We start from the raw sequence: 14,871 nt of genomic DNA on the forward strand, positions 1-14,871 counted from the left end.
AAGGCCGCCTGTTTATTTAGAAAAACAAGTAAACCATTAAAGTCTTACCATCCTTGCCTCGCAAGAAACATCTGCTATATGCGGACTGTATGCTGAAAAAGCACTGATCGAGGAGAAGGGATTGCCTGAGTGTCTGATCGAAGCTCCATGAAAGCCGTCAATCTAAAAGCGCTCAGGCCATCCATCTATCATTTCCGTACTTCAAAAAATTCGCATTCATCCCGCTTATGATAGCCGAGCGAACTGACGCTGGATTGCGTAATGACGGTTTCGTCGGTGAATCGGATGACGAGACTGCCGGAGTCAATCAGATGATTATCCTTGAAGATGCGTATACGGATCTGCTGCTCCATAACTTCCTGAAAGTCTTGGTCGGTTAATAGCGGTCTGACTATCGGCATGGGTCATCCTACTCCTTACGTTTTGAATGGTGGATTGTTCGTAAAAGTCCTATGATAAAGGGGGATTGGTATGACATTTGCGGCAAACAGGGAAGTAGGTATCATTCCCTCCGATCAGGATCTGCTCGCCGGCATATACGGGTTTACCGTCAATGACGCGAAGGTTCATGATCGCTTTACGCTCGCAGAACCAGCAGATCGTCTTCATTTCCTCGATTTTATCGGCGTAAATCAGCATCCAGCGGCTGCCTTCAAACAACTCGTTCCGGAAATCATTCTTCAAGCCGAAGCCCATGACAGGCACGTTAAGCTCATCTACGATCCGTACGAGCTGCAGGATGCTGTCCTTGGACAGGAACTGGCATTCGTCAACCAGAACGCAGTATGGCTTAGGCTGATGCTCCTTCACAATCCCGTAGATGTCGGTCGTATCGGATATAGGTATCGCTTCGCGTCGCAGGCCGATTCGCGAGGATACATACCCAACGGCATCCCGGTCATCGATAGCGGATGTAAAAAGGAGCACCGGTTTGTTCTGTTCTTCGTAGTTATGGGCGACTTTCAAAATTTCGATGGATTTACCACTGTTCATGGAGCCATACTTAAAAAATAATTGAGCCATGCTTTCGTTCCCTTCCTATAAGTGCAATGTTGCTTCTTTGAGTGTAGTGGTACAAATTCGTTATTCTTACTATATAAGATATGACATGCAGAGTATATTGTCGCATTATGGGTGTCTTTTGTCCATTGCCTGTATGGACTATATTCTGACATATATGACTTAATCGCGGAATGAAAAAAAAGGGACAGGACTTCGCCGCGCAATCTGGCGAGGTTACTTCGTATCATGGCACCAGGCTTAATCAAAAAAAGGTATAATCTTTTTCAATTACGTTGTCAGAAATGACGAACTTCTCTGGTCATATAAGTAGTCAACGATACGAAAGAGGGTTTGAGCAATTGGATACGACAGCAGACAGAACGGTCCAGTGGGATGAGATGGAAGATCAGGAGTTGGTGAAATATGCGCAGGCAGGGGAGCGGGAAGCATTCGGGGAGCTTGTTCGGCGTCATCGGTCCAAGGTTTATGGCTATGCCAGAGCTATAACCCGGGAGTCCTACCTGGCAGAGGACGTTGTACAGGATGCATTGGTCCGGGCATTTTTGCACTTGGGCAAACTGGTAGATACCCGGCGTTTCCTGCCCTGGGTGCAGCGGATCGTACGGAATCAGGCCTATACCCGGCTTAAGGGAAGCTCCGCGATGAAAGAGCAGACATTCACTGAGCTTGAAGGCAGGGGAAGGTATGATAGTGCCGGGAGTGCAGATCAGTGGAATAATCTGGACAGCATTCTGGGAAGGCTCCATCATTCTTCAGCCAAAGCGGCCGCAGGATTCAACGTACCGGAGGAACGAATCGTCCAGCAAGAGACGCTGCGTGTTATAACGGACATCATTCAACGCCTGAAGCCACGCGAACGGCTTATTTTCGAATCTCATTTTTTCGATCAGCTGTCCCCGCAAGAAATTGCTGACTTGTTCCAGCTCTCTTCGGCCAATGTGTATCAGATTATTTCGAGATCACGGAAGAAAGTGATCCAAGAAAAAATTCGCGTCACCGTTGACTCTTATATTAAGACGAGAAGGGACTTGGGAATTATGAATAAGAAGATTCTACAGTACGAAGGATCGTTGAAAGAAATCAAAACTTGGACAACCGCAGCGGATGCCACGTATAAAATGCTGCAATTTACAGATCGGAAGCTATCCCTGCCGATGGTTATGGGGCTTACAGGTCATGCATTCCGAATTAACATCATTCCGGATCAGGTTCACATTGCAGGTCCGACCGCGTATTTTTTTGGTGAAGTATTATCCCGGGGTCTTCATAATATCGGCTTCCATTCCAAATTCATCGACGGCATGTCGGATGGCATCGGTACCAATGCCAATCTGCTGGATCCATCTGCCTTGGAGAAGAGTGCCATGAGCAAGCGCAGCATTCATCAGGAGCTGCCAAGGGCCCTTGATTTGATTCATAGCTCGCTGGACCGAGGATACCCTGTGCTGGCATGGGATATTTTCTTTCCCGAATTTGGTACGCTGTATGGCTATGACGATGAAACCAGAACCCTCTACGGGGAAGTATGCGGAAAAGCGGATACGCTCCCTTATGAGAATCTCGGAAGGAGTGTGATGGAAGAGCTGTTCGTTCTGGCCATTGAGGGATCGGTCGATTTAACGCTTCAGCAGCAGCTTCGACTTGCGCTTGAAACCGCCATCGATCAATATGAGGGGAAAGAAAGCGTGGTTCCGACGGCAGTGAAGGGGATTGCGGCATATGATGCTTGGATCGAATCGCTGCAGGGGCGGAAGATCGAACCGAACGGCCATGCATACAACATCGAGGTATTAAGAGATGCCCGGTATTACGCTGCTGAGTTCTTCAAGGAACTGATAGCAGCATGGCCGGATGCGAATACCGAAGGACCGGAGCTCACGCAGCAGTTTAAAGAAGCCAGCGTGTTATATACGGGAATGTGCGAGAAATTCAGTGTCCTGCATCAGATGTTCCCATTTCCGGTAGGCGGAGAGCCTAATTCGGAGGATCAAGCAACGACGGCGATAACGCTGGTTGAGGCTATTAAAGCTCTGGAGATCGAAGCCGTTGCTAAATTGAAAGAGATTTTTGCAAAGTTGTCTTCTTAATTAGTGGTTGGTATTTACAATGTTGAGGTTTTGTCTTAAGATAAGACCATAATTCAATATCAAACAGAGTCAACTCCACTTTTTACTGTTTTCTGGATTCCAAAACAGTGAAAGTGGGGTTTTTGTTGCGTAAGGGGGAGTTTCACGTTGTTGCATTTGTTGAAAAATTCATTCTTCGTATTTTTGGGAGCCTGCTGTTTCGGAATTCTGTCAACGGTTGTAAAGCTTGCTTACCAGGAGGGGTTCCTATTTCAGGAGGTAATGATCAGCCAATTCGGGACAGGCTGGCTCATTCTGCTGTTGCTGATGCTGTTTTTTGGACGACAAAAGGTCACGGGCAAGCAATTCCTAAGGCTAGCCGGGGTTGGGTTATGCACATGTCTTACAGGCGTCACATATTACCTTGCCCTTCAGAGCATTCCGGCATCGATCGCCGTCGTTCTGTTATTTCAATTCACCTGGATCGGCGTCATTATCGAAGCTGTTGTGAAACGGCAATGGCCGGATAAGTCCACCGTCATCTCCGTTATCATCCTGTTCGTCGGGACGATGATGGCCGGGGGGATGTTGGGTGCAGGCGAGATTCAATTGAATTGGAAAGGGACATTATTGGGGCTGACCGCGGCTTTGATGATGGCTTTGTTTGTCTTCTTCAGCGGCCGGGTCGAGACGCATATGTCACCCATTACGCGGAGCTTTTATACCTCAACGGGTGGCCTTATTCTGCTGACGATCCTGTTCACGCCGAAAGCGTATACGGAGATATCCCTGTTTGACAACGGGTTATGGCTGTTCGGTTTAATCTTAGGCGTATTCGGCGTTGTTCTTCCAGTTCTGCTATTCGCACTCGGTGCGCCCAAAATCAGTACGGGATTGGCAACCATTCTTGGGGCCGGAGAGCTGCCCGTTGCCGTTATTGCTTCGGTGCTGGTGCTGAGTGAGCAGGTGACTGCGCTGCAATGGATCGGGGTTATCGTGATCCTGCTGGGCATTGCGTATCCGCAGATAGCGGCGCAGAAGCGGGGCGGGGTGCCAGCGGTACAAAGATAGGTGGCACAGCGATATCAAGCAGCACGATGCTGGCATAGGATAAAGGACGTTGCGACCTTCCGGTTGCAGCGTCTTTTTGACGTTACAACACTAAAGTTGCAGTTGCACCTCAATATCAACTACTATTTAAAGAGGGGACAGAACTTCTGGAATGTTAGCAGCGTGTTTTGTTTTTATTTATCACTCGAGTCATCACGGCTCTGAATCACACAATCGAAAGGAAGTATCCCATGAATTCTTTGCAAATCGAACAGCTCAAAATCATTCGGAATGAAATTACCCGATTCATGATGAAATACAAATTCGCGTTAGATGAGATCGAAACCAAAATGGAGATATTAAAAGAGGAGTTCCAGGCTCTTCATGATTATAGCCCGATCGAACATACGAAATCCCGCCTGAAATCGCCGGAGAGCATCATGAAGAAGCTGCTCCGAAAAGGCGGAAACATATCTCTTAGCTCCATAGAAGATAATATCAAAGACATTGCGGGTCTAAGAATCACCTGCTCATTCATAACCGACATTTACAAAATTAGCGACATGCTGCAGAAGCAGAGCGATTTAACGGTGTTAAACGTCAAGGATTATATCAAGAATCCGAAGCCGAACGGATACCAAAGCCTGCATCTCTTAGTCGAAGTGCCTGTGTTTTTCTCCGACCGGGTGGAGAAGGTATGCGTTGAAGTCCAAATTCGAACCATTGCCATGGATTTCTGGGCGAGTCTGGAGCATAAAATATTCTACAAATATAATAAGTCCGTTCCTCAGCATCTGCTGGAAGAGCTTAAGAAGGCTGCGGATACGGCTAATGCACTGGACCGCCAGATGGAGCAATTGCACCACGAGGTGCAGGCCATTAAGGACTCGGAAAGCGATGATTCGCTGCTGGAGGAACTGAAGAGCATTCAGATCAACAACCGCAAGTATGAGCTTCCGGCGGGCTTGCTTGAAGTATTGACCGAGGATAAATAAAGTTCCTGGCGAAGCGAAAAAGATGATAAAACTGTTTCACCATCCATGCACCGGGTATATATATCCTAAGTGGGAAGTGGAAACACACATCAACACCAGACGGATAACAAGACGTTAAGTCGGAATTACCGAAAGGATTTGATACCCATGTACAACATGACGAGGAATAAGGACGACACAATCTGAATTATTCCAAAGTACACCTTAAGCAATGGAACGATTGCGTTAGAATAGATAAGACCGCTTCCCACGAAAAAAAACTCTGCGAGTGATCTCGCGGGGTTTTTTGCTGTCAACAACCATCCAAGCATGCTCCTGGACTCCGTACGTGCACTAAGGGAGCAGTACGCGTGATGTACTGATGGTGGGTTTTCTCGCGGGACGGGAAGTCGGTAGTTAGGTGAACAGTTCTGTTCACAATATTGAGGGAATGGCGTCCCTCGGAAGCACGCGCTCTATGATATACTTAGAAATTGGATACAATGGTAACAATCATGATTAAGAGGTTATGAACCTACATAATAGAGGTGTATGTACAGTGACAACTACCGTAGTCATCGGCGGCGGCATTACCGGACTTTCGACCTTATACTATCTGCAAAAAGAGTTGAATCACCATCAACAGAATATGGAACTGGTGCTTATCGAGGCAAGTGAAACGCTGGGAGGCAAAATCCGCACCGTTCAGAACGGTGAATTTATTATGGAAACCGGAGCGGATTCGATCGTATCCCGGAAAACGAATGTGGCACCACTTCTGGAGGAGCTTCAGTTAACAGACCAGGTTGTGTATAATGCCACGGGAACTTCTTTCATATATACGACTGCAGGTTTGAAAAGAATCCCGGATGAGAGCGTATTCGGCATACCGCTTAGCCTGAAATCCTTGGCCGAAAGCGAGCTGGTGTCTGCCGAGGGGAAGGTGGAGGCGCTCAAGGATTATTACACGCCGAATGAAACGTATACCAAGGATGATTCTTTGGGGGAGTTCCTTGAAGCCTTCCTTGGCAAGGAAATCGTTCAGAATCAGATCGCTCCGGTCATATCGGGCGTCTATTCCGGAGAGCTTCATGACCTGACCATTGCATCCACGTTTCCCTATTTGCTGGAGTACAAAAATACGTACGGCAGCATCATGGGTGGTTTGACCGAGAATAAACAGAAATTCCTTAGCTCGGGTAATAAAAAATTTCTTTCCTTCAAAGACGGAGTCTCGGTTGTGATTGACGCACTGGAACGGACCGTGATTCAAGCAGGCGCGAAGATATACAAAGGCGTTGCCGCAGAGAGACTGGAGAAAACAGCCAGCGGCTACGGGGTGATGCTGGCAAATGGCGAAAAGCTTGAAGCTGATTTTGTTGTTTTAAGCACGCTGGGATCCGCCGCGAAGGATTTGCTGCAAGATCCGCTGCTTAATGAGGACTTTGACCAGATGTATACCAAATCGCTCATCAGCGTGTATCTTGCCTATGACATTCAAGACGAAGAGCTCCCCTATGATGGAACGGGATTCATTACGGCCAAGGGAACCCGGTTGAAGTGTGATGCTTGCACCTGGACGAGCCGGAAATGGGAGCATACCTCCGAGAACAAGCGGTTATTGATGCGACTATTCTACAAGAGCTCCAATCCTCATTATGAGGAGCTGATCCGATTATCCGATGAAGAATTGAAACAGATCGGGATGGGGGATATCAGCCAAAGCCTTGGCATTAAGGCAGAGCCGCTCTCTTGTGAAGTCACCAAATGGCATGACAATATGCCGAATTATCATTTGAAGCACCGGCAAATCGTGGAGTCATTAGAACAGAAAATGGATGATCTGTATCCTAACGTTATTCTCGCGGGATGCTCCTATTATGGAGTGGGCATACCGGATTGCATTGCGAACGGTGAGAAGACGGCAGGTCTGATTCTGGAAAGGATGCCTGGATGACAATCTATATTGCGTTGCTTAGAGGGATTAACGTAGGCGGACACAATAAAATCAAGATGGCCGATTTAAGAAAGATGCTTGAATCTATGGGACTAGCTCGCGTGCAGACCTACATCCAGAGCAGAAACGTGCTCTTTGAATCCGGGGAATCCAAGGAAACGCTGTGCGTTCAAATGGAGCAGGGCATACTTGAAACGTTCGGCTTCCCGATATCGGTGATCCTTAGAACCTCCGAGGAAATCGAGGGGATCGTTCGGAACTGTCCATTTTCGGAAGAAACGCTGCGTCAAGCGGAGGCAGCATCGGAGTTTGAGAGTCTTTATGTTGCCATGCTGACGGAAGCGCCTGCTGCTGAAGATGTGGAGAAATTAAAGCTTTATGTGAACGAAAAGGAAATCTTCGAGGTGATCGGTGAAGAGGTTTACTTGATGTTCAAGGAAAGCGTTCGGAATTCCAAGCTGGCGGTTCAGTTGTCGAAGCTCGGCGTGCCGATGACGATGCGGAATTGGAAAACGATGAACAAGCTGGTACAACTGTCCCAGACGATGAAGAGTGTGTGAGCAGCCGCAATCATTTATACAAATGAAGGGGTACATAGCTGATCTCCATATTCGAAAGAAAGTTCGGGTCAAAAGTGTTTCACTTCCCGAGAACCGGGTAAATATAGAACAAGTGGGAAGTGGTATTGTCAATCGACGGACGGAAGAACATTATGTCATTCCGAAAGGCAGTTGATTCGCCATGAACACTCGTAAAAGGAGAAGGAGAGCGAAGTTTCTTCGATTCTTTTCTGGTAAGGCACCCTAGCAATTGGAAAATTGCTGCATAATGAGCAACAAAATCGCTTCCCACTGATAAGGATCCTGCGATATCATTCGCGGGGTCTTTTCGTATTATTAGGTCAGCCAGAGATGCTGGTTCCGTTTGTGGATCTTGAGATATGGATGCTTACTTAAGATATAGTGATGAAGGTCTGTTCGGATATTATCCTATTTTACTAGAAGGCTAGCTGATTTCCGGGACTTGCGTATCATTTATCAGATTTTACATAAAGTGGTTTAAAAAACGAAGGGAATATGCAATTATTGATCTTAGGAGGTGACGTGCTAAATGGATCTCTCAAGGGAATAGCCTAAATCTGATAGAGTGAGGGATTTGATATTGAAAGCGCTTTAATTAAAATTTGGAGATCCCATGGAGACCTGGAGAATTGGGAAACTGAATTGATTGTTCAAAAAATCATTTCTAGGAGGTTTTCCATTGTCTAAGATCGTCCTGAATCGATGTATATCCTGCTTCTTGATCCTCTGTATCGTGTTGTCGGCCTCGTTTACCGGATTTGCAGGACAGGCTTCAGCCCAGTCATCCACCGCGCGTAACAACATGCCTGAACTCCTGATCACCGAGCTTGTTCCTGATTCCACGAATGTAGGAACCGCCGACGGATATGAATTTATTGAAGTATATAACAATACCGATCAAGACATCGATTTCAGCCATTACAAAATTCGTTATCGTTACTTGGAGAGTGATACCCTTTGGGCTCATGTACCCGATGAGGTGAAGATTCCATCCAGAGGCACGCTGGTGTTCTGGATCATTAATGCTCAGAACAGCAAATCCACGATTGCTGATTTTAATAAAAACTACGGCACCAACCTGATTGAAAACACCGATGTTGTCAAAATATTCTCAGGCGGCATGTCCAATTCACGCATGCGGGAGCTCGTGGTTGTGACAAATACCGGCCGTCCCATCGTGTCCGCATTTTACAATGACGGGGAGGTTCATAACGCCGCCGATCAGGGGATCTTCTATAAGTATCCCGAAGATGGCAGCCTGAAGATGCAGCGGATCTCCCAGCTGGAGCATAAGGCTACGCCGGGTTCGCTGCAGCATTCCGAGGTGCCTGCGGAGCCGGTACATATTGATGTGGCCAAGGAACCGACGGTCACTAACCGGACGACAACAACCAATGTGGAGCCGGGAGAAAATCTGGAGATTACGGCAGAAGCGCACGATGATCGTATGGTTACTTCACTCGCGCTATCTTATCGAGTCGATGGACAGAACGATTACAAGGTTGCACAGCTTCAGGAAGGGAAGCAAGGCCTTCGTCATACGATTTCTTATCTGGAGCTGCTGGGACACACCAAGCTGGAGTACTTTTTCACGGTGTCCAACACCTTTAAGAAAGTAGAGAGTCCTAAATATGAAGTCGACCTCACGGGGGACGGGGCCAGCGCCAGCCTGAATGTTGACGATCAACAGACCGTCACCGGGATAACGTATATTCGGGGTGCGGCTGACGGGGCAGCGCCTGCGGATCTCGAGCTTCATATCGACGGGCAGCCGGTTCAAGGTACAGCCGTTATGGAGCATTCCGCTTATTTTGTTTTTGAAGGCGATGGTATTGACGATGGGATCAACACGGTGACCGTAGGCAAGAACGTTCTGTTCAAGACCGAGCCTAATATTGACGGTTATCAAACCATCGTTGTCCCAATCGAACCGCAATGGCTGATAAGCGGCACAAACGAAATTACCCTGCGGGCCGGCGATAATGAGAAGACCTATTTCGAGGATGACAAGCCGACGGGAAACATGGATGATTTTAATGTCCGCAATGTGCGGCTGTTGTTAGGAGACGGAACAGAAATTCGGGATCCGCAATTTAGCGACCCTGCGCTTATCCACGACCTAGGTGACGATGGACGGTTTCTGCCATTTGTAACGTTTCAATTTGATATTTCTCCCGATAAGGCAAAAGCCCTATCTTACGCATGGGATACCACGACGGTTACAGACGGGCAGCACAAGGTTGATTTGATTGTAAAGGGTAAGTCTGGAGCAATTGCCAACATACAGGTAGATAACAATGGACCCGAAATTAACGTGACTGTTGAAGAAGGCAAGAGCTATAAGGGAAGCATTCCCATTGATGTGACTGCACAGGACAGCATATCCGGCGTTGAACAAGTGGAGGCACTGCTAGATGGTCGAGCCATCCAGGTGCCATACGATACTTCATCGTCCGAGCTTGAACCAGGCGTCCATAAGCTGGACATTCGGGCAGTGGACAAGATTGGCAACATCTCGGAACGTACGGTAACGTTTAACACCGCACCGGAGCATCCGAATGCACCCGAATTGGTCTCACCTGCAGATATGGAGAGCGGAACCGGGTTATCGCCGGAGCTTAAGGTTCAAGTCAGCGATCCATCGGATGACGAGCTTGAGGTCTCCTTCCATCAGGCATATCCGTATCATGCATTAAGTGGCGATCGGGTAAAATTATCCAAGAACGCCTCGGATGAAGAGCCTCCTAAGGATAGATTCCCGACTGGCGAAACCGCGCTGACCGAAGAGGAATTGAAGCTGGTAGCTGAATCCAACGATCAATATGTCACGGTGGATTCCACGTCCCAGTTCCCTTATATCCGGTTTGAAGTAGAGCTGGAGCATGCCGTGGAGCCGGGTGACCGTGTTGAAGTTACTTGGGAAGGACATACGGTGTCGGGCCGCAAGGTCACAATGTATGCGTGGAACCACAACCTGAACAAGTGGACGGAGATCACCAAACATATTGCCCAGTCTGAAGATGATTTTACCCTTCGAGGCGAACTGTCGGCAGCAGACTACGTACAAAACAGCAAAGTGGATGTCATTGTACAGGATGAAATCCCTTCACGTGAGGATTATGATTACACTTTTGTATGGGTATCGGATACCCAATTCTTAACGGAGCTGTACCCGCATATTCAGCAGAAGCAATTCAAATGGATTGTCGATTCCATCGATGATATGAACATCAAATATTTGTTCCATACCGGTGATATCGTGAACGACCCGACAGCTGAGTATCAATGGAAACGTGCCGATGATTACATGAAGATGCTGGAGGATGCAAATCTGCCGCATGGCGTGCTTGCCGGGAATCATGATGTGGGAAGCTACGATTGGGACTACACGACCTACAGTCAATACTTCGGGGAGAACCGTTACAAGAATCAGCCATATTACGGAGGTTCCTACAAGGACAATCGCGGTCATTATGACCTTGTATCCGTTGAAGGCAACGACTTCATTATGATGTATATGGGATGGGGCGTTGAAGACGAGGACATAAAGTGGATGAACGAGGTTCTCGCAGAATATCCGGACCGTATCGCATTTCTGAATTTCCACGATTACATGCTCGCGAACGGAACTCGTTCCGGTATAGGCAATAAATTGTACAAGGAAGTTGTCGTACCGAATCCCAACGTGGTTGCCGTTCTGAGCGGCCATTACACGGGAGCCAGTCTGCTTAAAAATGAATTGGATGATAATGGTGACGGCAATGTGGACAGGACCGTTTATCAGATGCTGGCAGACTATCAAGGACATGCCGATGGCGGCAGTGGTTACTTGAGACTGCTGCATTTTAATAAGGAAAGCAATCAGATTTTCGTGAATACGTACTCTCCTTATCTCGACAAATACAATTATTATACGAATGGCTCGGATGAATTCATGATGAACCTGGATCTTGAACCGAAATTAAAGCGGGTAGCAACGGATTCGATCCAAGTGAATCATCTGAGAGGAGAGTCCATCGGTACACCGCAGAACGTAGCCAGCGGCACTGAGGTTGTTCAGCAATGGGCAGGACTGCAATCCGATGGAACCTATTCGTGGTATGTAGTCGCACAAGACAAATTCGGAGGTAAAACCCTTTCGGATGTGTGGACATTCACGACAGATGGCGGGAATCTCAATGCTCCGACTAACCTGAAAGCACTGAATGTGACATCGTCAACGGTTCAAATCGGTTGGGATCCCGTGAGCAGTCCAGACCAACAAGCGATGAATTATAATGTATATCAGGACGGAGAGCGCGTAGCAACGGTCACGGATAGCGTATATGAAGCGACGGGGCTGACCCCGGACACGCTGTATGAATTCAAAGTAACCGCTGTGGACAAGCAAGGCACGGAATCGGCTCCGAGTGAGATATTAACGGTCGTCACTCAAGCCGTAGACATTCCGGGAGCGCCAGTGTGGACAGCCGGGGAGCTTGAATTTTCGAACATCACATCAGACGCTGTATCCATGAGCTGGCCGGAAGCGACCGCAGATGATGGCGTGGATGGATATCGTGTATATCTGAAAGGGCAGAGTGAACCGGTTGTTACCGTGACAAATGATGTGTATTCGCATACCGCTTCCGGTTTGGTTCCTGACACCAGATATCATTTTACCGTGAAAGCCTATAACGCTGCGGGAGAGAGCGCCGGACTTCATAACTCGGTCACAACACCGGCAGCAGCGGTAGACAAGAGCGAGTTAATTGGATTTATCGCATCGGCACAGCAAAGACTTGACGAAACAAGGGAAGGCACATCGCCGGGGCAGTATCCAGCAGAAGCAAGGTCTGCACTCCGTGCTGCCATTGAAAGAGCCAGCGCCATAGCGCAGCAGGATCAGGCAACAGCCAAGGAAGTACAAGCTGCGATCAGCGCTCTGCAAGCCGCGATCCGTACCTATAACGCTTCGGTGGTACCTTCAACGGAGAACCCGCCATCATCGGGATCAGAGTCGGGATCGGGATCCTCTGGAGGCCATGTATTATCTGGAGACAACCGTTTAAAAGGACTCGAAGTGATCATCGGCGGCAAAGCAGCGGAACTCACCCCTGCATTTAATGAGAATACGACAGAGTACCGACTTGAGACGGAAGCCGAATCCGTGCAGCTCCGTGTGGATGCGGCGCATAACAAGGCAACAGTCCTTCTGGGGGAAGAATCCCTGAAGAAGGATCAGGTTATCGAGCTGAAGGAAGGGGATAACCTGTTGAAGCTGGTGATTCGGGCTGAGAACGGAACGACCCGAACTTACCAGTTAACCATTCATCGTAAGGCGAAGCCGGGGACCGAAGAACCGAAGCCGGAGCCAAAGCCAGTGATGTTAACCGACATCGCGGGACATTGGGCTTCGTCGGCGATAGAGGAAGCCGTTCAGCTCGGTATCGTTGACGGCTATCCGGATCATACCTTTAAGCCGGACCGGCAAGTAACACGCGCTGAATTTATGGTGATGATGTTCAAAGCATTGAATGGACAAGGGGATGCTGGGAAGCTGAATTTCAAAGACAGTTCCCTCATCGGAACCTGGGCGCTTAAAGCGATTCAATGGGCTTTATCCGAAGGTATTGTGAAGGGATATCAAGATGGCACATTCAGACCGAATCAACCTGTCAACCGTTCTGAAATGGCGGTCCTGATCACACGTTATTTGGGCCTTTCCTTACCAGAAGCAGAAACGGAATTCCTTGATCAGAAAGCCATTCCGGCTTGGGCAGAGAAGGAAATCGCTGCCGCCACCGCGGCTGGCATCGTGAATGGGCGCTTAGGTAACCGGTTCGCCCCACGGGAATCCGCGACCCGGGCGGAAGCCGTCATGATGATTCTTCGTATGCTGGATATCATGGAGAAGAAGTAAGAAATAAGAACGGATAAGAGGCTGACACTAGAGCTGGAGCTTTAGTGTCAGCCTTTTTCGGGTGGATGTCTAAGGAAGATTCATATTATGGGTATGGAGCAGTCAATAAGTGGGCCAGCCCTGGGAATCCCAGTTCAAATCATTGATGAGCAGCTTCGGCGTGCCGTTATCGGTTGCGTCATACGCATGTCTAATAATGAGGTTATTATAGACATCCTGATGTCCGGGACCCTTCCACACTGCATTCCCGCTGTCCATAATCGTGCCGCCGCCATTCATCATGCTGGTACCGTTCTTGTCCACGTATGGACCTGTTATGCTGGTGGAACGGCCATAAGCGATTTTGTAGGTGCTGTTGACCCCCTGGCAGCAGGAATCGAAGGAGGCGAACAGATAATAGTAACCGTTTCTATAAACGATGGTAGGCGCTTCAACGGCCCCTCCGTTGTTCGGGCGTGAGGCAATGGAATACAGGTTTCCGGTCGGTTTCATTGTATTTGCATCAAGCCTGGTCAGCTTGAGTCCGCTCCAGAATGAGCCGTAGGCCAGCCACGGATTGCCGTCCTTATCAATGGTCAGCGTCGGATCAATCGCATTGTAATTATTGGTGGAGGTCGTACGCGTGACGAGACCGTCATCTCGCCAATTGCCGGAGGAGATGCTGCTCGTGGAAGCCAGGCCGATAGCGGATGTGTTGGAACCGAAGGAGGAGATCGAATAATAGAGCCAGTAGCGGCCGTTGAAATATTCAATATCGGGCGCCCATAGATCGTTGGTGCTTTGGTTTGGCACATAGGTTTTCCACCAGGACAGCGGGGAAGCAAATACCTGGTTCGATCTGGTCCAGTTCGTGCCGTTGGTCGATTTCAGCAGTTGGATGCCCTGACCGGTAGAGAAAGTGTACCATGTGTTTCCTTCCTTAATGATGGTTGGGTCATGTACAACAATATCGCCGCTCAGGTTCCAGAATGCACCAAAAGCGGACTGCGTGCCTGCTGTGCATAAACTGATGGCAAGCAAAAGCGAGGTAAGCCATTTCCCTTTTTGTTTCATCATTGTTCTCTTCCCTTCATTGTGAAATGGGCATTGCTAATCCGTGCAGCGCCTATCTTTTCCCGGATCACCTCCTGCATCTTGTGATATTGATTCATAATTATGTGAAATGATTTATGTTATATTAAATTATAAAAGCGCTTCCAATATAAGTAAAGTAAAAAATCGACTTCGTTTATTTCTTTTTAAATCAGCACAAAGAGCTACGGATATTAGTAAAGCCCCGCGATTTCCCGCAGGGCTTTGTTTCAAGTATACAGCTGTG

9 protein-coding genes are annotated in these 14,871 nt (G+C 48.2%); 6 read left to right on the plus strand and 3 right to left on the minus strand.

Annotated elements, in window-relative coordinates; genetic code table 11:
* Positions 1–188: 188 nt before the first annotated feature.
* Positions 189–401 carry a hypothetical protein gene (locus M4D81_RS07940; protein WP_071220380.1) on the minus strand — a complete coding sequence of 71 codons (213 nt, stop codon included), beginning with the start codon at positions 399–401 and terminating at the stop codon, positions 189–191.
* 49 nt (positions 402–450) lie between these two features.
* Positions 451–1,023 carry a thymidine kinase gene (locus M4D81_RS07945; protein ID WP_260065463.1) on the minus strand — a complete coding sequence of 191 codons (573 nt, stop codon included), beginning with the start codon at positions 1,021–1,023 and terminating at the stop codon, positions 451–453.
* A 338-nt stretch (positions 1,024–1,361) separates the two neighbouring features.
* On the opposite strand from M4D81_RS07945, the gene M4D81_RS07950 reads away from it, so the two are divergent.
* The 6 genes from M4D81_RS07950 to M4D81_RS07975 all read left to right on the plus strand — a co-directional run bounded on the left by M4D81_RS07950 (position 1,362) and on the right by M4D81_RS07975 (position 13,553).
* Positions 1,362–3,110: an RNA polymerase sigma factor gene (locus M4D81_RS07950; RefSeq protein ID WP_260065465.1), complete on the plus strand. Its 1,749-nt coding sequence runs from the start codon at positions 1,362–1,364 to the stop codon at positions 3,108–3,110.
* Positions 3,111–3,257: 147 nt separating this feature from the next.
* Complete coding sequence (locus M4D81_RS07955; protein ID WP_260065466.1) at positions 3,258–4,160, plus strand: EamA family transporter; 903 nt, start codon at positions 3,258–3,260, stop codon at positions 4,158–4,160.
* Between the two features lie 230 nt (positions 4,161–4,390).
* A complete protein-coding gene (locus M4D81_RS07960) occupies positions 4,391–5,134 on the plus strand; it encodes a GTP pyrophosphokinase (RefSeq protein ID WP_100537787.1) in 744 nt (247 codons plus the stop codon).
* Between the two features lie 538 nt (positions 5,135–5,672).
* Positions 5,673–7,070 carry a protoporphyrinogen oxidase gene (locus tag M4D81_RS07965; RefSeq protein WP_260065467.1) on the plus strand — a complete coding sequence of 466 codons (1,398 nt, stop codon included), beginning with the start codon at positions 5,673–5,675 and terminating at the stop codon, positions 7,068–7,070.
* The gene (locus M4D81_RS07970) at positions 7,067–7,630 is read left to right on the plus strand and encodes a DUF1697 domain-containing protein (protein ID WP_260065469.1); all 564 of its coding nucleotides are present in this window, start codon (positions 7,067–7,069) and stop codon (positions 7,628–7,630) included. Before M4D81_RS07965 ends, M4D81_RS07970 begins: the two co-directional genes overlap by 4 nt.
* A gap of 700 nt (positions 7,631–8,330) precedes the next feature.
* The gene (locus M4D81_RS07975) at positions 8,331–13,553 is read left to right on the plus strand and encodes an S-layer homology domain-containing protein (protein WP_260065471.1); all 5,223 of its coding nucleotides are present in this window, start codon (positions 8,331–8,333) and stop codon (positions 13,551–13,553) included.
* Positions 13,554–13,655: 102 nt separating this feature from the next.
* Here M4D81_RS07975 and abnA read toward each other — a convergent pair whose 3' ends face one another.
* Positions 13,656–14,606 (minus strand): arabinan endo-1,5-alpha-L-arabinosidase AbnA, encoded by a 951-nt coding sequence (abnA, locus tag M4D81_RS07980; protein ID WP_201259386.1) that lies wholly within the window; start codon positions 14,604–14,606, stop codon positions 13,656–13,658.
* Positions 14,607–14,871: the final 265 nt, after the last annotated feature.

Source organism: Paenibacillus sp. p3-SID867, assembly GCF_025142895.1.
Lineage (GTDB): Bacteria > Bacillota > Bacilli > Paenibacillales > Paenibacillaceae > Paenibacillus_AQ.

Bases quoted from the DNA above. Each gene is read 5' to 3' on its own strand.
- M4D81_RS07940 (WP_071220380.1), bottom strand. From the start codon at position 401: ATGCCGATAGTCAGACCGCTATTAACCGACCAAGACTTTCAGGAAGTT.
- M4D81_RS07945 (WP_260065463.1), bottom strand. From the start codon at position 1,023: ATGGCTCAATTATTTTTTAAGTATGGCTCCATGAACAGTGGTAAATCC.
- M4D81_RS07960 (WP_100537787.1), top strand. From the start codon at position 4,391: ATGAATTCTTTGCAAATCGAACAGCTCAAAATCATTCGGAATGAAATT.
- M4D81_RS07970 (WP_260065469.1), top strand. From the start codon at position 7,067: ATGACAATCTATATTGCGTTGCTTAGAGGGATTAACGTAGGCGGACAC.
- abnA (WP_201259386.1), bottom strand. From the start codon at position 14,606: ATGAAACAAAAAGGGAAATGGCTTACCTCGCTTTTGCTTGCCATCAGT.